This is a genomic window from Neorhizobium sp. DAR64872/K0K18, from assembly GCF_050500175.1.
Lineage (GTDB): Bacteria > Pseudomonadota > Alphaproteobacteria > Rhizobiales > Rhizobiaceae > Neorhizobium > Neorhizobium soli.
This window is the reverse complement of record NZ_CP191446.1, coordinates 3491625-3513569: the sequence shown is the minus strand read 5'-3', so window position 1 is coordinate 3513569 and position 21945 is coordinate 3491625. Positions and strand designations below refer to the sequence as shown.

Genomic DNA, 21945 nt, shown 5'->3' with positions numbered 1-21945 from the left:
GGCTTTTTCAAAAATGTCATTTTTCTTTCACAACCCCTCGGAAGCCACTGATACGGCGTAGAATTTGGGCAGTGATGACAAAGCGTGCAGTTGTGATGGAGTAGGCTGCCTTTGCGGAAGTGGCTATTCCTATGTCAGGACGGATTGCTAACAGAGGTCCGTCCCAGCCCTGATTCCCTGGTTGCCCTATCCGGTCTTCGAGGGCTAGCTCCCGCGTCGTGGCGCGTATCTGTCTCTATATAGAGAGAGTTATATAGAGAGCGTTCAAAAGCGAGTTCAGGAATGTCTGCGTCATTACCTTCTGCATCGTCAGGCGCGGCCCTCATCGCAGGGCTGCCGAAGCTTCCGGTCTCGGATGTGCTTCCTCAGATCCTGTCGGCGCTGCGTGACGGCAACCGGGCCGTGATTTCCGCGCCACCCGGCGCCGGCAAGACGACACTGGTGCCGCTGGCACTTCTCTTTGAACCGTGGTGCGGGGGCAAGATCATCCTGCTTGAACCGCGGCGGCTTGCGGCGCGCGCCGCAGCGGCACGCATGGCCTCTCTTATAGGAGAAGAGGTGGGCGGTCGCGTCGGCTACAGGATGCGTCTCGACAACCGGGTTTCCGCGGCAACCCGGATCGAGGTTGTCACCGAAGGCGTGTTCGCGCGCATGGTGCTCGACGATCCCGAACTTGCGGGCGTCTCCGCTGTCATCTTCGACGAATTCCACGAACGCTCGCTCGATGCGGATTTCGGTCTGGCGCTTGCGCTCGATGTCCAGTCGGCGCTGCGGGAAGACCTTCGCATCCTCGTGATGTCGGCAACGCTCGATGTCGAGCGCGTTGCCGGGCTTCTTTCCGATCCGCCTGTCATCGTCAGCGAGGGACGAGGCCACCCGATCGAGATTCGCCATCAGGACAGGCCTAGCGGCGAGCGGATCGAGGATACGGTCTCGCGCGCGATCATCGAAGCGCACCGTTCGGAAACCGGATCCATCCTTGCCTTTCTGCCGGGCCAGGCGGAAATCCTGCGCACGGCTGAGCGACTGCAAGGACGTTTTGGTCCTGAAACGCTGGTGGTGCCGCTTTACGGCAATCTTTCGCAGCGGGATCAGGATCTGGCGATCAGGCCCTGCCCGGCCGGTCAGCGCAAAATCGTGCTTGCGACCTCGATCGCCGAGACGTCGATCACGATCGACGGGGTGCGCCTCGTGATCGACAGCGGTTTGCAGCGGCTTCCGGTGTTCGAGCCTTCGACAGGCATTACTCGACTGGAAACCGTGCGGGCCTCGCGCGCCTCGGCGGATCAGCGGGCCGGACGCGCCGGGCGAACCGAACCGGGTATCGCCATTCGTCTGTGGCATGCCGGCCAGACGGCGGCCCTGCCGGCATTCACGCCACCGCAGATCCTTGCGAGCGATCTCTCTAGCCTCGTCCTCGACCTTGCCCATTGGGGCGTGGAGGATCCGGCATCGTTGGCGTTTCTCGATCCGCCGCCCGCCGCTGCCTTCAAGGAGGCGAAAAGCCTTCTGACCCAGCTCGGCGCCTTCAATGAGCAGGGACGGTTGACAGCGCGGGGAAAGACCATGCGCGACATGGCGCTGCCGCCGCGGCTTGCGGCGATGACGATTTCGGCGGCAGATGACGGCCACGGAAGGCAGGCCTGTCTGCTCGCCGTGCTCCTGACCGAACAGGGGCTTGGCGGATCGGATGTGGATCTCGACGAGAGGCTGAGACGGTTTCGCAATGAAAAGGGCGAGCGCGCCGACGCCGCAAGGCGGCTTGCGGACCGGATCGCCTCAGGTCTCCCCCGCAAGGCGCAACCGGGTTTGCCAGCGACAGCCGGCCAGCTTCTGCTGCACGCCTATCCGGACCGTGTGGCAATCCAGCGCGGCGGGCGTGGCCGGTTCGTGATGGCAAACGGCCGCGGGGCGGAACTGCCCGAAACCGATCGGCTTGCGGGTGCATCCATGCTTGTTATCGCCGATCTTTCCGGCCGGGCCGTCAAGGCGCGGATCCTTGCAGCAGCAGAAACCAGCCGAGGAGAGATCGAGGCCGAGCTGGATGATCTGATTATCCGCCAGGATGAGACGGTGTTCGACCGCCAGAGCCTGAAGCTGCGGGCCCGCAAGGTGACACGGCTTGGCGCCATCGTGTTCGAAGAAAAGCCGCTGCCCCGCAAGACGGGCGAAGCCGCTGCCCTGGCACTTGCCGAGGGTGTGCGGGAGCTGGGCCTTCAGGTTCTACCGTTTTCCAAGGACGGCGCGCAGCTGCGTGAACGGCTGGATTTCCTTCACCGCACGATCGGTGCGCCTTGGCCTGATATGGATGATGCAGCACTGCTCGATCGGCTTGCCGAATGGTTCGTTCCGTTTCAGGGACAGGCCTCCGGCATCGACGCGATCCAGCCCGGCAGTCTTTCGGAAGGGCTGCGCTCGCTTGTTCCCTACGACATCCTGCAGGATCTGGGACGCTTGGCACCGACGCATTTCGAAGCGCCGACCGGACAGCGGCATCCGATCCGCTACGATGGAGACGAGCCGACCCTGTCGATCCGGGTTCAGGAACTGTTCGGGCTGAAGACCCATCCGGCTGTAGCGGGCGGGCGCCTGCCGCTGCTGCTCGAACTGACATCGCCCGCGCACCGGCCGATCCAGACGACAAGAGACCTCCCCGGTTTCTGGTCAGGATCGTGGAAGGATGTGCGCGCCGACATGCGAGGACGCTATCCGAAACATCCGTGGCCGGAAGATCCGGCAGAGGCTCTGCCGACGGCGCGGGCGAAACCGCGCGGGACATGATAGGCAGACGTGACAGAATGCCGCCTGCGACCACGAGATGCGGCGCGCTATGAAAAGCGTCGTGACAGTCGAAGCGGAAAGCGGGACATAGAAGAGATGGCGACCAGAGACATGTCCGGCGACGAGATGGCGACCAGCGAAAGCGGCGTCATCGCCCTTTCCGATGCGGTGCGCAGCCGATCCAGCCGGCGGATGCGCCTGCAGACGCTGGTGCGGCTGCGCTGGCTTGCGGTTGCCGGACAGACGGCAACGGTGGTGATCGTCGCGTTAGTGCTGCAGTTCCCGCTGCCCCTGATGGAGGCGGCAATCCTGATCGCGGCGCTTGCCGTGGCGAACCTTACCCTCTCGGCCTGGTTTCCAGCGACGCATCGGCTGGGACCGCGGTCCGTCATTGCGCTTCTGGGCTTCGATCTTCTGCAGATGGCGTCGCTGTTGTTTATCACCGGTGGCCTTGCCAATCCCTTCGCGCCGCTGATCTGCGTGCCGGTGATCATTTCGTTTGCCTCGCAACCCTTGCGCCATTCGATCATGCTGATCGTGTTTGCCCTGATCTGCACCACCACCATCGCCTTTTCGCCCTTCGACGTGCCCTGGTATGCGGGCCAGACGCTGGAGACGCAGCCGGTGATGCAGATCGGCGTCTGGTGCGCGATCGCCTCGATGATGATGTTTGCCGCCTTTTATGCCTACCGCGTCTCGAGCGAGGCGGCGCTTCTGGCGGATGCGCTGGCCGCAACCGAACTGGTGCTGGAGCGGGAAAAGCACCTGTCGCAGCTCGACGGACTGGCGGCCGCGGCCGCGCACGAGCTTGGAACGCCGCTTGCCACGATCAGCGTCGTTGCCAAGGAAATGCTGCGCGACCTGCGCGAAGACGACCGGTTTCGCGAAGACGTGCTTTTGCTGCGCAGCCAGAGCGAACGCTGCCGCGATATCCTGCGCCGGCTGACATCGCTGTCGACCGAGAGCGAGGAGCATATGCGCCGTCTGCCGCTGTCGTCGCTGATCGAGGAGGTGATTGCGCCGCATCGGCAATTCGGCATCGATGTGGAACTCGTCGAAAAAAGCGACATTGCCGGCGAGCCGGTCGGCAATCGCAACCCGGCAATTCTCTATGGTCTCGGCAACCTTGTCGAGAATGCCGTCGATTATGCCAGAGAGAAGGTCACGGTGACCACCGAACACACCGCGTCGCGGGTCGCCATCACGATCGAGGATGATGGGCCGGGTTATGCGCCGGATATACTCGCCCATATCGGCGAGCCCTATATGACCACGCGGTCTCGCGAAGACGAAAGCGCGGGTGGGCTCGGGCTCGGGCTCTTCATCGCCAAGACGCTGCTGGAGCGATCGGGGGCATCGCTCAAGTTCGGCAACCGCGATGCCGGCAAGGCAGGCGCCCGGATCCGGATCGAATGGCCGCGCAGCCTGATGGACCGGCCGGCGATAAAATGAGTGGCCGCTTTGCCAACGCGACCCATATTGAAGTGCAGCAACGGACCGTTGTCCGTGGAGACAGACGATGGATACGAATTCTGAAAACATGCCCGCCCTCGACGATGCCCAGCTCGGAGACGATCCGTTCCTGCTTCTCGTCGATGACGACGGTCCGTTCCTGCGGCGTCTGGCGCGCGCCATGGAAAGCCGCGGCTTTATCGTGGATGCAGCGGAATCGGTCGCCGAAGGGATCGCCAAGGCCGAAGCCCGGCCGCCGAAATATGCCGTGGTCGATTTGCGGCTGGGTGACGGCAACGGTCTCGACGTGATCGAAGCCATCCAGAAGTCCGGTTCGGACACCAAGATCGTGGTGCTGACCGGCTACGGCAATATCGCGACCGCGGTGACGGCTGTTAAGCTCGGGGCGCTCGACTATCTGTCGAAGCCTGCGGATGCGGACGACGTGTTCAACGCGTTGATGCAGCGCCCGGGCGAAAAGGCCGATGTGCCCGAGAACCCGATGTCTGCCGATCGGGTGCGTTGGGAACATATCCAGCGCGTTTACGAGGCTTGCGAGCGCAATGTTTCGGAAACCGCAAGGCGGCTGAACATGCACCGGCGCACGCTGCAGCGGATTCTTGCCAAGCGCGCACCGAAGTAAGTCGCCGGTCAGATGTCGTCGAAGCTTTTGCCGGTCGCCCATTCGGCCAGCATCAGCCTTCTTGCGGCAACGCGGGAGAAATTCAGCATGATCGATTTGCGCGACGCGGGCGCAAGCCTGTGTTCCGGCGCCTCGCGCATCTGGTGGGCGCCGTAGCCATCGGACAGGAACAGGCCGCAATCCTCCGGAAAGATATCGAGCGGAACGTCCTTGTGGGTGGCGAAGAACAGCCGGTCGCAGGAGGCGCGGTAATCAGGCCATTTGCGATCCACCCGGAAGTCCTCGATGGACGTCTTGATCTCGATGATCCAGATCTCGCCCTTCTCCGACACTGTAATCAGATCGGCGCGGCGACCATTTGAAAGCGCCATTTCCGGAAGAATGGCATGCCGCATGTCATGGAGCAGGATCTGCATGCCCCGGCGGACCATCATGGCCCGCGACGACTGACGGCCGTCGACCAGCGGGTTATTATTGGCAATATTCAATATCGTCATGCACTTGACCTGTCACAGCCCCTCCGGGGGGTTACGGATGTTGCAAAAAGGACATTGCCTTTTGCATTCGTGGAAGCGCGATCCCCTGGCTCACTGCTATCGCTTGCCAAGCGCTGCGCTATGGAAAATAACGGGTCCGAAGGCGCCTGAGCGCCCATTTCAATCGATTCGTACATCAAGAGACATCCATGCGCTTTCGCAACAGCATGCTCGCACTCGGCCTGTTGGCAACCTCTGCCCTGGCCGGCTGCTCCACTACGTCCGACACACCCCGGACGGTCGCCCAGGCCGAAGCTCCGGTCCGTATCGAGACGGCGCAGATCTTTACCGATTCGTATGGGTCGATCACCGATGCAGGTTACACCCTGCCGGCGATCCCGATCAACCGGGTGAAGCCGCAGTTCGTTCGCCAGGTCGTCAATTACGAGACGAATGAGCGGCCGGGAACGGTCATCGTCAACACCCGCGAGCGTCATCTCTATTTCATCCTGCCGGGTGGTCGTGCGATGCGCTATGGTATCGGCGTCGGCAAGCAGGGCTTCGCATGGTCGGGTACCGCCTATGTTGCCTGGAAGCAGGAATGGCCGAACTGGCATCCGCCGAAGGAAATGGCAGTGCGCAAGCCGGACATCGCCCGTTATGTCGAAAACGGCATGGGCCCCGGTCTGTCGAACCCGCTTGGTGCACGCGCCATGTATCTGTTCAACGAAAAGGGCCAGGACACACTGTTCCGCCTGCATGGAACGCCGGAATGGGCCTCGATTGGCACCGCCGCTTCGTCGGGCTGCATCCGTCTTATGAACCAGGACGTGATCGACCTCTACAGCCGCGTCCGTCCGGGTCGCAACACCAAGGTCGTCGTGATCCAGTAAGGGTTCAACGCCTGCAAATGCAAAAGCCGCCGAGGATTTCCCGGCGGCTTTTTTGTGTCTGGGCGACGGACCGGATTAACCAGCCTTTGCCTTGAGTTCCAGCCGGCGGCGATGCAGGACCGGTTCGGTATAGCCGTTCGGCTGTTCGCGACCCTTGAGCACCAGTTCGAGCGCTGCCTGAAAGGCGACCGAGGCTTCGAAGTTAGCTGCCATCGGCGTATAGAGCGGATCGCCTTCGTTCTGGCCATCGACCACAGCCGCCATCCGCTTCAGCGTCTCGACGATCTGCTCTTCGGTGACAAGCTTGTGGTGCAGCCAGTTGGCCATATGCTGCGACGAGATGCGCAGGGTCGCCCGGTCTTCCATCAGCGCGATGTCGTTGATATCCGGCACCTTGGAGCAGCCGACGCCCTGGTCGATCCAGCGCACGACGTAGCCGAGAATGCCCTGCGCATTGTTGTCGAGTTCGCGCTGGATTTCTTCCGGCGTCCAGTTCGGCCGCGAGGCGACAGGCACCGACAGGATATCGGAGAGTTTGGCACGGGTACGGGTCTTCAACCCCTTCTGGACCTCGGCGACATCGACCGTGTGATAATGGGTGGCATGCAGCGTCGCCGCCGTCGGCGACGGGACCCAGGCGGTGTTGGCGCCCGCTTTCGGGTGACCGATCTTCTGCTCGAGCATCGCCGCCATCAGATCCGGCATCGCCCACATGCCCTTGCCGATCTGTGCATGGCCGGACAGCCCGCAGGCGAGGCCGATATCGACATTCCAGTTCTCATAGGCCGCAATCCAGGCTGCCTGCTTCATGTCGCCCTTGCGGATCATCGGGCCGGCTTCCATCGAGGTGTGGATCTCGTCGCCGGTGCGGTCGAGGAAGCCGGTGTTGATAAACACGACGCGCTCCTTCGCGGCGCGGATCGCTTCCTTGAGGTTGATCGTGGTGCGGCGCTCTTCGTCCATGATGCCCATCTTCATGGCATTGTCGGCAAGGCCGAGCGCCTGTTCGACGCGCGTGAAGATCTCGGCTGCGAAGGCCACTTCTTCCGGCCCGTGCATCTTCGGCTTGACCACATACATGGAGCCGAGCTTCGAATTCTTGCGGCGGCCGGTGATGCCGCCATCCTTGCGACCGATGTCGTGGATGGCGATCAGCGCCGTGACGACAGCATCCATGATGCCTTCGGGCACTTCATGGCCGTCGCGGTCGAGAATGGCCGGGTTGGTCATGAGGTGGCCGACATTGCGGATCAGCATCAGCGAGCGGGCTTTGACTTCGACGGTTGCGCCATTGGGCGCCGTATAGTCAAAATCCGGGTTGAGCGTGCGCAGGAAGTTCTTGCCACCCTTGGCAACCTCTTCCGCGAGATCGCCCTTCATCAGGCCGAGCCAGTTGCGATAGACGGCAACCTTATCCTCAGCGTCGACAGCGGCGACCGAATCTTCGCAGTCCATGATTGTGGTGATCGCCGATTCGATTCGCACATCAGAAATATGGGCCGGATCGTCCTTGCCGATCGCGGTTGCCGGATCGATGACGATTTCGACATGCAGGTTGTTGCGCACAAGCAGGATCCGGTTCGGTTCGCCCAGATAGCCGGCAAACTGCGTCGGATCGGTCAGGCCTGTCACCTCGCCGTTCGACAGCGTCACGAACAGGGCGGCATCTTCCACCTTGAAGGAGTCTGCATCCTTCCAGCTGGCGCCGGAAAGCGGAGCCGACTGATCGAGGAAGTCGCGCACCCAGGCGATTACCTGTTTGCCGCGGACAGGATTGTAGCCCTTGCCCTTGTCGGCACCATCCACTTCCGGGATGGCGTCCGTGCCATAAAGCGCATCATAGAGCGAACCCCAGCGGGCATTGGCGGCGTTTAGTGCATAGCGTGCATTCATCACGGGGACGACGAGCTGCGGGCCGGCGATGCCGGCAATTTCCGGATCGACGTTTTCCGTCGAGACCTTAAAATCGGGTCCTTCGGGAAGGAGATAGCCGATCTCGCGCAGGAATTCCTCGTAGGCAGCCAGGTCGTTCGGTGCACCGTGCTTGCGGTACCACTCGTCGATCTCGAGCTGAAACGCATCGCGCCTGGACAGAAGCGCCCGGTTCTTCGGCGCAAGGTCGTGAACGATCACGGAAAACTCGGCGAAGAAATGGTCGGCATCAATACCGGTCTCGGGAAGCGCTTCCGTAACCAGAAAGTCGTGCAGCTTCTGATCGATCTGCAGTCCGTTTTTTTCGATGCGAGTCATGCCGCGCCTCCCGTATGATTTTTTGGTGACATGCAGATTGCCCGCAAGACCCTGTCTGTCAATCGCCGACGATGCCATCGACCAGGAAATCATTGGCCGATATGGACCGCCTACAAGAGGTGTTTCACGTGGAGCGCCGACGGACCACCTTCATGGGTATTCCGTCCTGCGGCTGGGTGGTCAGTTTCTGGACGGGCCAGACTTTGGTGCCCGGAACCACATCGAACCGGTAGCGCTTCATCAGCACGGCAAGCGCGATCACCGCCTCCTGCATGGCAAAGACCGCACCGATACAAGTGCGCGGCCCCGCCCCAAACGGCAGGTACTGGAAGCGATTGATATTGCCGCGGTTTTCCGGAAGGAAGCGTTCGGGCATGAACGCGCGCGGCTTTTCCCAGTAGAGTTCATGCCGATGCAGTGTCCATGGCATGACGAGAACCGTCACGCCCGCATCGATGGTCACGGTCTCGCCCGTCGGGCTGGTCCAGCGATCGCCACGGATTGCCGCGCGGTTGATGGAGGGCGCCGGCGGATAGAGCCGCAGCGCTTCCTCGAAAGCGGCCCTCACCCAGGGCATTCTCTCCAGCCAGTCGACCGGTTCGGCCCCTTCGCTCAAGACCTGATCGATCTCCGTTTCCATCGCATCGCGCACATGCGGCGACTGGCCGACGCAATACAGCGTCCAGGCGAGCGCCCTCGCCGTCGTTTCGTGGCCGGCGCCGATGAAGGTCAGGATATTGTCTTCGATTTCCGCCATCGTCAGGCCGTCGGGCCCTTCGAGCTGCAGCAGCAGTGTCAGGAAATCCTGCGGTACGGCATCCGGCGTCTCGCGCATCCGCTTCTGGCGCTGGAGCATCGTATCGGCGACGACCTTGCGGAACTTGTCCAGCACGCGCTGGCCACCGATCCGCGTCAGGCGCGGCACCCAAGGCGGGGCGCGCAGAAGATCCATCGGATCGACACGGCCCATGCGATGCAGCAGACTGTCGACGTCATCGGAAAATTTCTCGCTCTCGGTGACGATCTCGCCGGAAAACAGTGTCTCGGAAAGGATGGCGAACGCAAGTTCCGTCATGTCGACCGAGATGTCGTGGACCGCGCCCGAAGGATGGTCGGCCGCATACTTCTCGACATACTCCTCCGACTTCGCCAGCATCTGGCCGGCAAATCCGCGGGAGTGGCGCGGCGTGAACACCGGTGCCATCGCCTTGCGCGAGCGCTTCCACACGGGCCCTTCCGCCGTCAGCAACCCGTCACGCAGGATCGGCCGCAGGATGAGCTGCCGGATCTCCGACATCTCGTAATTGGCGGAATTATCGACAAGAATGTGCCGGATGAGGCCCGGATCGTTGACGATGAGGGTGCGTTCCTTGAGGAACTTCGTCTCGATCCAGGGAAGCGTGTAGGACGGCTTTCCCCACAGTTCGAGCGGATTGCGCATCACGGTGCGGATGACTTCCAGCCGCGACGGCGGGACGGTGCGCGGCTCCGGTGCCGGTGGCACGAAAGGTTCGGGGCGCATGTCCATATGAAGGGTCCTCATCTTTAAGAGATGAAGAACATATCAGAACTCAGAAGAGCGATTTCAACTCGGCGATCTTATCGTTGACCAGCCAGCCGTAATAATTCTCTTCCGGCAAACCGCCGCGCGCCCTCAAGGCTGCCGCACGTTGTGCCGAGCCGCCGGTGTTATAGAGAGTGGCTGTGATGCCGGGATTGCGGGAGATATCGACATTCGCAATCGTCTTGTAGTCGTCGATCGAACGGCGGATGTTGGCCGCCATGTAGGCCAGCGACTTGTCCGGGTCCATGATAGCGTCATAGACTTCCGATGCCTTGTTCTCGTCCAGCTTCGGGTAACCGGAAACGCGGGCGACGGTGTCTGAAAACATCATCGCCGTCAGCGGATTGAGCTGGCCGAGGCCGAAGGTCTGGCCGGCATAGAAGGGCTGGAAGAAGACCGCGCTGAAACGATTGTCCGGAAACGCCTTGCCATCGACCTTGCGGCCACGGAAAGCGTCTTCCCAGACATTTTCCCGGCAGGTCCAGAGACGGTAGGAGTCGAGCCCCGTGCTGCATTTTGCAAATTGCGGGCGGTCGAGAAAATCCTTGATCGATTCGTCGTCGTAGCCGAAGCGGAAACTGTTGCCGGCATAGGCGGCGGCCTTGATGTAATAGGTCTGCAACCGGTCATAGGCATCGACATTATAGGTGTGCTCGCCAACGATCGCGCCGACGATATGGATCGGATCGAAGCCGTAGGCCGCTGCCGCAGATCTGATCTTGCCGATCAGTTTCTTGTCGGTTGCGAGCAGATCGCGGATCTTTTCATACTTGTCGTCGAAGGTGGTGCGGCCGGCGCGGGTTCGGCGCACGGAAGCACCCGGCACTTTCGGCTGCACCGTATTGCGGTTGCCTTCCGGCACGATGGTCACCGCGGCCGCGTAGGTCGTGGAAGCGGCCGTCCATGCGACGGTCATCAGAAATGCAAGCAGGAGGCGTTTCAAAATTGTCGTGTCCCAATTACGGTCTGCACTGATAACGCTCCAGACGCCGAAACAGTCAGGCGGGGGAGAGCGGCGCATCACGAAAGCGCGTCACCCTTACGTGAAGAGATGCTGTAATGTCGAGAGAGTGGCATTCAAAATAGCGTCACTGCCAAGGCGAGCAGCAGCCGGTCGTTGCCCGGCTGCCACGAATTCAAGGTCAGAGGATGTAACGCGACAGGTCGGTATCGTTGGCGAGATCGCCGACATGCTTGCGGACATATTCGGCATCGATCGTGATCGCCGTGCCGCCCTGATCGGGCGCGGTGAAGGAAATCTCGTCCAGCACGCGCTCCATCACCGTCTGCAACCGGCGAGCACCGATATTCTCGACAGTGGAGTTGAGATGCACCGCGACATCGGCCAGCGCGTCGAGCGCGTCATCGGTAAAGTCGAGCGCCAGATCTTCCGTGCCCATCAGCGCCTTGTACTGCCGGATCAGGCTTGCCTCGGTTTCCGTCAGGATGCGGCGGAAATCTTCCTTCGTCAGCGGCTTCAGTTCAACGCGGATCGGCAGGCGACCCTGAAGCTCCGGCAGAAGGTCAGACGGCTTCGACACGTGGAAGGCGCCGGAAGCGATGAACAGGATATGATCGGTCTTCACCGGTCCGTATTTGGTCGAGACCGTGGTGCCCTCGACAAGCGGCAACAGGTCGCGCTGCACGCCTTCACGTGAAACACCGGCGCCCATGCCGCCGTCACGGGCAGCGATCTTGTCGATCTCGTCCAGGAACACGATGCCGTCATTCTCAACCGAACGCACGGCTTCGCGCTGTATCACCTCGTTGTCGATCAGCTTGTCGGATTCGTCGCGCACCAGTTCGCCGTAGGACTTGGCAACGGTGGTTTTGACCTTCTTGGTGCGCCCACCCATCGCCTTGCCGAACATGTCGGAGAGGTTGAGAACGCCGATATTGCCGCCCGGCATGCCGGGAATGTCGAAGCCGGGCATGCCCGAACTGGTATCGGCCACCTCGATCTCGATTTCCTTCTCGTCAAGCTCTCCGCTGCGCAGGCGCTTGCGGAAACTGTCGCGGGTGGCAGGAGAGGCCGTCGATCCAACGAGCGCATCGAGCACGCGCTCCTCGGCACTTGCCTGCGCCTTCGCCTGCACTTCGGTGCGTTTTTTCTCACGGATCAGGCCGATGCCGATCTCGACGAGATCGCGGATGATCTGTTCGACGTCACGCCCGACATAGCCGACCTCGGTGAACTTGGTGGCTTCAACCTTGATGAAGGGAGCGCCGGCTAGCTTTGCAAGGCGACGAGAGATCTCCGTCTTGCCGACGCCGGTCGGCCCGATCATCAGGATGTTCTTCGGCATGACTTCGTCACGCAGGCTTTCGTCCAGCTGATGACGGCGCCAACGGTTTCGAAGCGCAATGGCAACGGCGCGCTTGGCGTCGTGCTGGCCAATGATGTGGCGGTCGAGCTCGGAAACGATTTCCCGGGGAGAAAAATTGGTCATGAGTTCCTCTTGGCGTCCCTCGTCAACCGTCCTGTCAGGCCCGGCCCGTGAGAGATCCTCTGGCTTGGATGGCGTTATTCGGCGTCGAGCGTTTCGACGACGAGATTGTGATTGGTGTAGACGCAGATATCGGCCGCGATATCGAGCCCCTTGCGGGCAACCTCTTCGGCCGACATGTCCGTGTCCATCAGCGCGCGGGCAGCCGCATAGGCGTAGTTTCCGCCGGAGCCGATGGCGATCGTGCCGTGTTCGGGCTCCAGCACATCGCCGTTGCCGGTGACGGCGAGCGTGATCGACTTGTCGGCAACCAGCATCATCGCCTCGAGATTGCGCAGATACTTGTCGGTGCGCCAGTCCTTGGCAAGTTCGACGGCGGCGCGCATCAGCTGGCCGGGATACTGCTCGAGCTTCTTTTCGAGGCGATCGAGAAGCGTGAAGGCATCCGCAGTGGCGCCGGCGAACCCGGCGATCACATCGCCGGTTTTGCCAATTCGGCGCACCTTGCGGGCATTGCCCTTCATCACCGTCTGGCCCAGGCTCACCTGACCGTCACCGGCCATCACCACCTTGCCGCCCTTTCGGACCGTAATAATCGTTGTCATTCCATATACCTCTAAAAGCCCCTGGAGGGCGCCTTCGATTGCGAGCCCCAGCGACGTTCATGGCGGCTCCGTTGAGCCCTATGTAAGTGGGCATCCGCCGAATACAATCTTGCCGAAACGGCACAGCGTACCGGCCGCGCTTCGGCCGTGCTTTTGCTGGATATTTGATCTGCCGCCTGATATGGAGCGCGCATAATAAGCATGGGTGACCTGATGGGCGATACGACAGCCACACGTACGGGAAGCGTTTCCCGCAAGACCAACGAGACCTCCGTTTCGGTTTCCGTCAATCTTGACGGCACCGGCACGTCGAAGATTTCGACGGGCGTCGGGTTTTTCGACCATATGCTGGACCAGCTGTCGCGCCATTCGTTGATCGACATGGAAATCGACGTGAAGGGCGACCTGCATGTCGACGATCACCATACGGTGGAAGACACCGGCATCGCGATTGGCCAGGCCATTTCCAAGGCGCTCGGCGACCGGCGCGGCATTGCCCGCTATGCTTCGCTCGATCTCGCCATGGACGAAACGATGACGAAGGCTGCGGTCGACGTGTCGGGCCGGCCGTTCCTGGTCTGGAACGTTTCGTTCTCGGCCCCGAAGATCGGCACGTTCGATACGGAACTGGTGCGGGAATTCTTCAACGCGCTGGCCCAGAATGCCGGGATCACGCTGCATATCCTCAACCATTACGGCGCCAACAACCATCATATCGCCGAGACCTGCTTCAAATCCGTGGCGCGCGTGTTGCGCATCGCGACAGAAATCGATCCGCGGCAGGCCAATCGCGTTCCTTCGACCAAGGGTACGCTTGCCTGACGCTTCCAGGAGTTTCATCCTTGAGAAGCTATCTCGTTCTGACGCCGAAAAATGGCCCCGACAGGGAGCACCGTTCCACCATCATCATGCCGGACGGCTTTTCCTGGCCGGCATTCCTGCTTTCCTGGATCTGGCTGTTCTGGCACCGGATGTGGATCGCCGGCGCGGTCGCACTCGCCATCCAGACCGGCAGCGGCGTTCTTTCGACCATGCCGGGTTTCGCGATCGGCGGCTGGCTGCTCGGCTTTGCGATGAACCTCATCGTTGCGCTGGAAGGCCGGCATCTCTATTCGCAGTCGCTGCAGCGCCGGGGCTACACGCTCGAAACTGTCGTGTTTGCGCAGGACAGAAGCACGGCCGAGCAGATGTATTTCTCCAATCTGCCGCAGCCTGAACCGAGCGCAATGCCTACTCTTTCCGAATGGGCGCCACAGACGAACACCCCTTCCCCCGCCGCTGCCGGATGGCAGAGTTCCGGCGCCGGACTTTTCGATCACGGAGCACGCTGATGCGCGTCGCAATCATCGACTACGGATCGGGCAATCTCCGATCCGCCACCAAGGCTTTCGAACGCGCCGCCCGCGAGGCCGGCATCGACGCTGAAATCGACCTTACCGACAAGCCTGACGCCGTCGCCTCGGCTGACCGCGTCGTTCTTCCAGGCGTTGGCGCCTATGCCGATTGCCGGGCGGGGCTTGATGCCGTTTCGGGGATGCACGAGGCGCTGATCGAAGCCGTCGAGACAAAAGCGCGGCCCTTCCTCGGGGTCTGCGTCGGCATGCAGTTGATGTCCTCGCGCGGGCTCGAAAAGACCACCAGCGAAGGGTTCGGCTGGATCAAGGGCGACGTCGTCGAGATGACGCCGTCCGATCCCGGCTTGAAGATCCCGCAGATCGGCTGGAACACGCTGGAGCTCGTCAACCCGCATCCTCTGTTCGATGGCATTCCGACCGGACCGGACGGGCTGCACGCCTATTTCGTGCACTCCTACCATCTGGCCGCCGCCAACCCTTCCGACGTGATTGCCACAACCGAATACGGTGGCGCGATGACGGCATTCGTCGGACGCGACAACATGGTGGGGGCGCAATTCCATCCGGAAAAGAGCCAGACACTTGGCCTCGCCCTGATTTCCAACTTCCTGCGCTGGAAGCCCTGAACATGATTCTTTTCCCGGCTATCGATCTCAAGGACGGCCAGTGCGTGCGCCTCAAGCTTGGCGACATGGAGCAGGCAACCGTCTACAATCCGGACCCTGCGGACCAGGCCAAGGCCTTTGAGGACCAGGGTTTCGAGTGGCTGCACGTAGTGGACCTCAACGGCGCCTTTGCCGGCGAAAGCGTCAATGGCACGGCCGTCGATGCGATCCTGAAGGCAACGAAGAACCCGGTGCAGCTCGGCGGCGGCATCCGGACGCTCGAGCATATCGAAGCGTGGCTTAGCCGCGGATTGGCGCGTGTCATTCTCGGCACTGTTGCGGTGCGCGATCCTGCCCTCGTCATCGAGGCATGCGAGAAGTTTCCGGGCCAGGTCGCCGTCGGCATCGATGCCAAGGGTGGCAAAGTGGCGGTGGAAGGCTGGGCTGAAGCGTCCGAGCTTGGCGTCATCGAGCTTGCGAAGAAATTCGAAGGCGCGGGTGTTTCGGCAATCATCTATACCGATATCGACCGCGACGGGATTCTCGCCGGCATCAACTGGGCCTCGACGCTGGAACTGGCAGATGCAGTTTCCATTCCCGTCATCGCGTCGGGCGGTCTTGCCTCGATGGATGATATCCACCGCATGTTGCAACCGGACGCGGCCCGCCTCGAGGGCGCAATTTCCGGTCGCGCGCTCTATGACGGCCGTATTAATCCTGACGAAGCGCTGTCGCTGATTCGCGCCGCGAGAGGAGAAGCCGCATGACCCTCAAGGCCCGTGTCATTCCCTGTCTCGACGTGAAGGACGGCCGCGTCGTCAAGGGCGTCAATTTCGTCGATCTGATCGATGCCGGCGATCCGGTCGAGGCCGCAAAAGCCTATGACGCTGCCGGTGCCGACGAACTCTGCTTCCTCGACATCACTGCTTCGTCAGACAATCGCGACACGATCTTCGACGTCGTCGCGCGCACCGCCGAACACTGCTTCATGCCGCTGACCGTCGGCGGCGGCGTTCGCGCCATTGCCGATATCCGCAAGCTGCTGCTGGCCGGGGCCGACAAGGTCTCGATCAACTCCGCTGCCGTGAACAATCCGGATTTCGTCTACGAAGCCGCCAACAAGTTCGGCAACCAGTGCATCGTCGTGTCGATCGATGCCAAGCGGGTGTCCTCCGCCGGCGAGAGCGATCGCTGGGAGATCTTCACCCATGGCGGACGCACTGCGACCGGGATCGATGCTGTCGAGTTTGCGCGAAAGATGGTCGAGCGCGGCGCCGGCGAGTTGCTCGTGACCTCGATGGACCGCGACGGCACGAAGATCGGCTACGATCTGGCGCTGACCCGCACGATTGCCGATTCGGTTCGCGTTCCCGTCATCGCCTCGGGCGGCGTCGGCACGCTGGACGATCTCGTTGCGGGCGTGAAAGAGGGCCATGCGACCGCCGTTCTCGCCGCCTCGATTTTCCACTTCGGGACCTATTCGATTGGCGAGGCAAAGCGCTATATGGCCGACCATGGCATTGCCATGCGGCTCGACTGATATTCGGGACGGGAGGAGACGGTTTTGAGTGAATTCACCCTCGGCGATCTCGAGAAGATCGTTGCGCAGCGCGCGAAAGCCCCGCCGGAGGAATCCTGGACCGCGAAGCTTGTGGCGGCCGGCCAGACCAAGGCGGCCAAGAAGCTTGGCGAAGAGGCGGTGGAAACCGTCATCGCCGCGGTGGCGCAGGACCGGCACGATCTCGTGTCGGAAAGTGCCGACCTTCTTTATCATCTTATGGTCGTATTGAACATTGCCGACATCCCGTTGCAGGATGTGCTTGCCGAACTTCAGCGCAGGACAGGCCAGACAGGCCTGCAGGAAAAGGCGAGCCGAGCTCCTTGATGAACATCGTTTCGACGCCTGAAAAGCATGATGTGGATATCCCGGAGAGCGGTGTTAACGCGGAATACTACTCGCCCTACCACCACTTCACGGCCGAGGAATGGGCGAAGTTTAGGGCCGACACGCCACTGACGCTGAAGGCCGAGGAAATTGCCCGGCTGCGCTCGCTGGATGACCCGATCAACATCGACGAAGTCCGGCGCATCTATCTGTCGCTGTCGCGTCTCCTCTCGACCCATGTCGAGGCCTCGCAACGGCTTTACCGGCAGCGCAACCGGTTTCTGACCCTTCCGGATGTATCAAAGACCCCGTTCATCATCGGCGTTGCCGGGTCGGTCGCGGTCGGCAAGTCGACCACCGCACGCGTGCTGAAGGAACTGCTTGCCCGCTGGCCGGCAAGTCCCAAGGTCGATCTCATCACGACCGACGGATTTCTTTATCCCAACGCTGTCCTTCAGCGTGAAAACCTGATGCAGCGCAAGGGTTTTCCCGAGAGCTACGATATCGGCCAGATCCTGCGGTTTCTTTCGGCGATCAAGGCCGGCGAGAAAAACGTCAAGGCGCCGCGCTACTCGCATCTGACCTATGACGTGCTGCCCGGCGAATATACGCTGGTCGACCGTCCCGACATCCTAATCTTCGAAGGCATCAATGTGCTGCAGTCGCGCGCATTGCCTGTTGACGGCAAGATCGTGCCGATCGTGTCTGACTTCTTCGACTTCTCGATCTATATCGACGCCGACGAGGAGCAGATCCACCAGTGGTATGTCCAGCGGTTCATGAAACTGCGGCAGACGGCCTTTCGTGAGCCGACATCCTTCTTCAACAAGTATGCGGCGATCAGCGAAGCGGAGGCGATGGCCGTCGCAGAAGGGCTTTGGGAAAACATCAACCTCAAGAACCTGCGCCAGAACATCATCCCGACCCGGCCCCGCGCCGATATCATTCTGCGCAAGGGTCGCGACCACTTCATCGAGACGGTGGCTTTGAGAAAACTGTAGGCTGTCGATCGATACCCATTACACGATGGATCTTCGATCGTCAGCTATTGACCCTTCGCAGTGTCAGATTGATGCGGCCTCCATTTTTGAGAAGCGTCGACGTGCCGGGATAGATCCGGTCCACCCCGTGAAACGCAAGCCGCCCTTCCCCGCCCAGCACCACGATATCGCCGCTCGAGAGCTTGAAGGAGCCTGTCGGATCCTTGCGATCGACCCCACCGACCCGAAACAGGCAGGTATTGCCGAGCGAGATGGAAAGGACCGGCGCGTTCAGGTCTGATTCGTCCTTGTCCTGATGCATGCCCATTTTCGCGTCGTCTGAATAGAAATTGACAAGGCATGCCTCCGGCGGCTTGTCATAGCCGGAGAGGTTTTCCCAGAGGTCCATCAGTTCTGACGGAATGGCGGGCCACGGTCTGCCCGTCTGCGGATGGGTCTCCTGGTACCGGTAGCCGCGCTCCTTGTCCGTCACCCAGCCGAGCTCGCCGCAATTCGTCATCCGAACCGACATCGGTTTGCCCGTGCCGGGCATGGCCGGGACGTAGAGCGGTGCCTCGGCGACGATGGCGCGGATGACCTCGACCAGATGTTCCTGGGCGGCGCGGTTCAGAGAGCCCGGCAGATGCCGGATACCGTTTGCCAAAGTCGCCATATGATTCCCCCGTGGCCCTTCGTGGTCAGTCGCCGTTCGGCTTGCCGCGCATCTTCTTGACATCGGAGCGGCCGGATTTCGCCTTGAGTCGCCGCTCCACGGAGCCCTTGGTCGGCTTGGTCTTCCGGCGCGGTGGCGGTGGCGGCTCGGCTGCCTTCAGGATCAGTTCCTTCAGCCGGTCGCGCGCATCCTCGCGGTTGCGCTCCTGGCTTCGAAACCGGTTGGCCTCGATCATCAGCACGCCGTCCTTGGATACCTTCCGGCCGGCAAGCTTGATCGCGGCTTCCTTGATCCGTTCGGGCAGCGACGGGGAATTGACGAGATCGAAGAACAGCTGGACCGCCGTCGAGACCTTGTTGACGTTCTGGCCGCCCGGACCGCCCGCCAGCACGAACTGCTCGGTGAGCTCCCATCCGGCGATGGTGATGCGGGTGTTGATCTCGAGAGGATTGCTGGCCATGGCCGTATTTCCCACAAACCGGAGCAAAAGAAAACCGCCGGCACAAGGAGAGCCGACGGCTATAATGTTCCACGTGAATCCTTAAGGTCCAGCTGGGACCAAAGGATTACTCGGCGGCGATCTTCAGGCCAGGTGCTGCGTCGCGGACCTTGCTATCGACATGGTCTTCGAACTTCTCAAAGCTCTTGATGAACATCGAGACCAGCTTGGCTGCCTGGTTGTCGTAGGCCTGGCCATCGGACCAGGTCGAACGCGGATCGAGAATGGACGTTTCGACGCCGTCGACGGCGACCGGAACGGCAAAGCCAAAATTGGCATCCGTGCGGAACTCGGCATCCTTGAGGCTGCCGTTCAGGGCTGCGGCCAGAAGCGCGCGGGTGGCCTTGATCGGCATACGACGACCGGTGCCGTAGGCGCCGCCCGTCCAGCCGGTGTTGACCAGCCAGCAATCGACGCCGTGCTTGGCGATCAGGTCCTTCAGGAGGTTGCCGTATTCAGCTGGATGGCGGGGCATGAATGGCGCGCCAAAGCAGGTCGAGAACGTCGCTTCCGGCTCCGTGACACCCTTTTCCGTACCCGCCACCTTGGCTGTGTAGCCGGACAGGAAGTGGTACATGGCCTGTTCCGGGGTCAGCCTTGCGATCGGCGGCATCACGCCGAAAGCATCTGCCGTCAGCATGATGATCGTCTTCGGATGCGGCGCGAGACCGGTTTCCGATGCGTTCGGAATGAAATGCAGCGGATAGGCACTGCGGGTGTTTTCCGTCAGCGAATTGTCGTCGAAATCGGGAACTCGGTTCTCGTCGAGCACGACGTTTTCCAGGACCGTGCCGAAACGGCGGGTTGCCGCGTAGATTTCGGGTTCGGCTTCAGCGGAAAGCTTGATCGCCTTGGCGTAGCAGCCGCCTTCGAAGTTGAAGACGCCGTTTTCGCCCCAGCCATGCTCGTCGTCACCGATCAGCGTGCGGCTCGGGTCGGCCGAAAGCGTGGTCTTGCCGGTGCCCGAAAGGCCGAAGAACACGGCGGTATCGCCTTCGCTGCCAACATTGGCGGAGCAATGCATCGGCATCACGCCCTTGGCCGGCAGGAGATAGTTGAGAACGGTAAAGACCGACTTCTTGTTTTCGCCGGCATAGGACGTGCCGCCGATCAGAACGAGACCGTTTTCCAGATCGCAGGCGATCACGGTTTCGGAGCGGCAGCCGTGACGGGCCGGATCGGCCTTGAAGCTCGGCAGGTTGATGATCGTCAGCTTCTGTTCGAAACCTTCCAACGTATCGCGCTTGGGGCGGATGAGGAGGTTGCGGATGAACAGCGCATGCCAGGCAAGCTCTGTGACGACGCGGGTCGGAAGCGCGTTTGCTTCATCGGCGCCGCCGATCAGATCCTGGACGAACAGGGTCTTGCCGCTGGCATGGGCCAGCATGTCAGCCTTCAGCACGGCAAAGTGCTCGGGAGACATCGGCTTGTTGTTGTCCCACCAGATCTTGTCTTCGGTGCCGGCATCGCGGACGACGAACTTATCCTTGGGCGACCGGCCGGTATGCTGTCCGGTGCGAGCCCTCAACGCGCCGTCGATCGTCAGATCGGCTTCGCCCCGGCGAATCGCTTCTTCGTAAAGCTCGACTTCGCTGAGATTGTAATTCACACGCGATGCATTGCCGAGACCGATGTCTGCGAGCCCGTTCGATGGGTTGTGAAGTCCAAACTGCTCCATACGCGCGCTCCTTTTTGTGGATTGAACCTGCGCGGAACCTAGAGCGGGTTTTTAAAAAGGGCAAGATAATTCTGAAATAGCGTAATAATATCAGTTATTTAATCGATTTAAAAAATTTTATTCTCGATTAAATCGGTTTACGAGGGTTTTCTGTTCGCCGTTTCTGGGTGTCTTTCAAGACCTGCAGACTGTGTTTGGCTCATTGGGACAAAGGTCCCTACCGACCGTGCGCCTCTTGGCGTTGCCACAATTTGTTCCACCTTTATACTGAAGAAGCGCATGGCTTTCGCCAATTCTGGCTGGGGACATCCAGGAGATGCGCCTATATGACGATGGAGACGGAGAGAATGCAGACAATCGCGCTCGTAGATGACGACCGCAATATCCTGACTTCGGTGTCGATTGCACTGGAAGCCGAAGGGTATAAGGTCGAAACCTATACCGATGGCGCCTCCGCGCTCGACGGGCTGATCGCCCGCCCCCCGCACCTGGCCATCTTCGATATCAAAATGCCGCGCATGGACGGAATGGAGCTGTTGCGACGCCTGCGACAGAAATCCGATCTGCCTGTGATCTTCCTCACCTCCAAGGACGAAGAGATCGACGAGCTGTTCGGGCTCAAGATGGGCGCAGACGATTTCATCACCAAGCCGTTCTCGCAGCGATTGCTGGTCGAGCGCGTGAAGGCGATCCTGCGCCGCTCCAGCGCACGCGAAGCCCAGCAGGCAAGTGGCGGCGTCAAGCCGACCCCGGACCAGTTGGCGGCCCGCACACTGGAACGCGGCCAGCTGGCGATGGACCAGGAACGCCACACCTGCACCTGGAAGGGCGAAGCGGTAACCCTGACGGTCACGGAATTCCTGATCCTGCATTCGCTGGCGCAGCGCCCGGGCGTGGTGAAAAGCCGCGACGCGCTGATGGATGCCGCCTATGACGAACAGGTCTATGTGGACGACCGCACCATCGACAGCCACATCAAACGCCTGCGCAAGAAGTTCAAGATGGTTGACACGGATTTCGACATGATCGAGACGCTGTACGGCGTTGGCTACCGATTCCGCGAGGCTGCGTAACGGTTGCCAGCTCCGAGACCCGGGAGCCTCTAAAAATTCGATCGTGCGGATGCGTAACTTGAAGCCACCGCGGCACAGGGCTTAGA

Annotated in this window: 21 protein-coding genes; 12 read left to right on the top strand and 9 right to left on the bottom strand. The window is 61.2% G+C overall.

Translation table 11 applies throughout. The features are described from left to right. Positions 1 to 282: 282 nt before the first annotated feature. From hrpB to ACQY1P_RS22515, 3 genes are all read left to right on the top strand, one after another. Positions 283 to 2781: an ATP-dependent helicase HrpB gene (gene hrpB, locus ACQY1P_RS22525; RefSeq protein ID WP_430255572.1), complete on the top strand. Its 2499-nt coding sequence runs from the start codon at positions 283 to 285 to the stop codon at positions 2779 to 2781. 126 nt (positions 2782 to 2907) lie between these two features. Further along, entirely contained in the window at positions 2908 to 4233 is a 1326-nt protein-coding gene (locus tag ACQY1P_RS22520; RefSeq protein WP_174197350.1) for an ActS/PrrB/RegB family redox-sensitive histidine kinase, read from the top strand. Positions 4234 to 4300: 67 nt separating this feature from the next. Beyond that, positions 4301 to 4876, top strand: a complete 576-nt coding sequence (locus tag ACQY1P_RS22515) for an ActR/PrrA/RegA family redox response regulator transcription factor (RefSeq protein ID WP_062463032.1) — start codon at positions 4301 to 4303, stop codon at positions 4874 to 4876. A gap of 8 nt (positions 4877 to 4884) precedes the next feature. Here the strand turns inward: ACQY1P_RS22515 and ACQY1P_RS22510 are convergent, their stop codons facing one another. Further along, positions 4885 to 5373, bottom strand: a complete 489-nt coding sequence (locus ACQY1P_RS22510; protein ID WP_192078934.1) for an MmcB family DNA repair protein — start codon at positions 5371 to 5373, stop codon at positions 4885 to 4887. 188 nt (positions 5374 to 5561) lie between these two features. Here ACQY1P_RS22510 and ACQY1P_RS22505 point away from each other — a divergent pair, with 188 nt between their 5' ends. After that, positions 5562 to 6245, top strand: a complete 684-nt coding sequence (locus tag ACQY1P_RS22505) for a L,D-transpeptidase (protein ID WP_113167228.1) — start codon at positions 5562 to 5564, stop codon at positions 6243 to 6245. A 75-nt stretch (positions 6246 to 6320) separates the two neighbouring features. Here the strand turns inward: ACQY1P_RS22505 and ACQY1P_RS22500 are convergent, their stop codons facing one another. The 5 genes from ACQY1P_RS22500 to hslV form a co-directional block, all read right to left on the bottom strand. Then, the gene (locus ACQY1P_RS22500) at positions 6321 to 8495 is read right to left on the bottom strand and encodes a malate synthase G (protein WP_430255570.1); all 2175 of its coding nucleotides are present in this window, start codon (positions 8493 to 8495) and stop codon (positions 6321 to 6323) included. A 124-nt stretch (positions 8496 to 8619) separates the two neighbouring features. Beyond that, the gene (locus ACQY1P_RS22495; RefSeq protein ID WP_430255568.1) at positions 8620 to 10023 is read right to left on the bottom strand and encodes a cytochrome P450; all 1404 of its coding nucleotides are present in this window, start codon (positions 10021 to 10023) and stop codon (positions 8620 to 8622) included. A 43-nt stretch (positions 10024 to 10066) separates the two neighbouring features. After that, complete coding sequence (locus ACQY1P_RS22490) at positions 10067 to 11002, bottom strand: DUF1402 family protein (RefSeq protein WP_062463019.1); 936 nt, start codon at positions 11000 to 11002, stop codon at positions 10067 to 10069. A gap of 199 nt (positions 11003 to 11201) precedes the next feature. Next, complete coding sequence (gene hslU / locus ACQY1P_RS22485) at positions 11202 to 12509, bottom strand: ATP-dependent protease ATPase subunit HslU (protein WP_062577159.1); 1308 nt, start codon at positions 12507 to 12509, stop codon at positions 11202 to 11204. Positions 12510 to 12583: 74 nt separating this feature from the next. Then, on the bottom strand, positions 12584 to 13111 hold the full coding sequence (hslV, locus tag ACQY1P_RS22480) for an ATP-dependent protease subunit HslV (protein ID WP_062463013.1): 528 nt from the start codon (positions 13109 to 13111) through the stop codon (positions 12584 to 12586). Positions 13112 to 13324: 213 nt separating this feature from the next. Between hslV and hisB the strand changes: the two genes are divergently transcribed. Genes hisB through coaA form a run of 7 tightly spaced genes read left to right on the top strand, consistent with a single transcriptional unit; the run spans position 13325 to position 17957 of the window. Further along, a complete protein-coding gene (hisB, locus tag ACQY1P_RS22475; RefSeq protein ID WP_062463073.1) occupies positions 13325 to 13933 on the top strand; it encodes an imidazoleglycerol-phosphate dehydratase HisB in 609 nt (202 codons plus the stop codon). Positions 13934 to 13953: 20 nt separating this feature from the next. Next, the gene (locus ACQY1P_RS22470; RefSeq protein WP_430250723.1) at positions 13954 to 14442 is read left to right on the top strand and encodes a DUF2628 domain-containing protein; all 489 of its coding nucleotides are present in this window, start codon (positions 13954 to 13956) and stop codon (positions 14440 to 14442) included. Next, entirely contained in the window at positions 14442 to 15092 is a 651-nt protein-coding gene (hisH, locus tag ACQY1P_RS22465) for an imidazole glycerol phosphate synthase subunit HisH (protein WP_062463007.1), read from the top strand. The genes ACQY1P_RS22470 and hisH overlap by 1 nt, the downstream gene beginning before the upstream one ends. Positions 15093 to 15094: 2 nt before the next feature. Then, positions 15095 to 15838 carry a 1-(5-phosphoribosyl)-5-[(5-phosphoribosylamino)methylideneamino]imidazole-4-carboxamide isomerase gene (hisA, locus tag ACQY1P_RS22460; protein WP_430255566.1) on the top strand — a complete coding sequence of 248 codons (744 nt, stop codon included), beginning with the start codon at positions 15095 to 15097 and terminating at the stop codon, positions 15836 to 15838. Beyond that, positions 15835 to 16611: an imidazole glycerol phosphate synthase subunit HisF gene (hisF, locus tag ACQY1P_RS22455; protein ID WP_325265641.1), complete on the top strand. Its 777-nt coding sequence runs from the start codon at positions 15835 to 15837 to the stop codon at positions 16609 to 16611. The genes hisA and hisF overlap by 4 nt, the downstream gene beginning before the upstream one ends. A gap of 24 nt (positions 16612 to 16635) precedes the next feature. Then, a complete protein-coding gene (locus ACQY1P_RS22450; RefSeq protein WP_062462998.1) occupies positions 16636 to 16956 on the top strand; it encodes a phosphoribosyl-ATP diphosphatase in 321 nt (106 codons plus the stop codon). Next, positions 16956 to 17957, top strand: coding sequence for a type I pantothenate kinase (coaA, locus tag ACQY1P_RS22445; RefSeq protein WP_062577147.1), 1002 nt, complete (start codon positions 16956 to 16958; stop codon positions 17955 to 17957). Before ACQY1P_RS22450 ends, coaA begins: the two co-directional genes overlap by 1 nt. A gap of 40 nt (positions 17958 to 17997) precedes the next feature. Here the strand turns inward: coaA and ACQY1P_RS22440 are convergent, their stop codons facing one another. The 3 genes from ACQY1P_RS22440 to ACQY1P_RS22430 all read right to left on the bottom strand — a co-directional run bounded on the left by ACQY1P_RS22440 (position 17998) and on the right by ACQY1P_RS22430 (position 20786). Next, positions 17998 to 18609, bottom strand: coding sequence for an alpha-ketoglutarate-dependent dioxygenase AlkB (locus tag ACQY1P_RS22440; protein ID WP_062577146.1), 612 nt, complete (start codon positions 18607 to 18609; stop codon positions 17998 to 18000). A gap of 25 nt (positions 18610 to 18634) precedes the next feature. Then, positions 18635 to 19069: an alternative ribosome rescue aminoacyl-tRNA hydrolase ArfB gene (gene arfB / locus ACQY1P_RS22435; protein WP_062577144.1), complete on the bottom strand. Its 435-nt coding sequence runs from the start codon at positions 19067 to 19069 to the stop codon at positions 18635 to 18637. Between the two features lie 106 nt (positions 19070 to 19175). Continuing rightward, positions 19176 to 20786 carry a phosphoenolpyruvate carboxykinase gene (locus ACQY1P_RS22430; protein ID WP_430255564.1) on the bottom strand — a complete coding sequence of 537 codons (1611 nt, stop codon included), beginning with the start codon at positions 20784 to 20786 and terminating at the stop codon, positions 19176 to 19178. A 347-nt stretch (positions 20787 to 21133) separates the two neighbouring features. On the opposite strand from ACQY1P_RS22430, the gene ACQY1P_RS22425 reads away from it, so the two are divergent. After that, the gene (locus tag ACQY1P_RS22425; protein ID WP_092665285.1) at positions 21134 to 21859 is read left to right on the top strand and encodes a response regulator transcription factor; all 726 of its coding nucleotides are present in this window, start codon (positions 21134 to 21136) and stop codon (positions 21857 to 21859) included. Positions 21860 to 21945 lie beyond the last annotated feature (86 nt).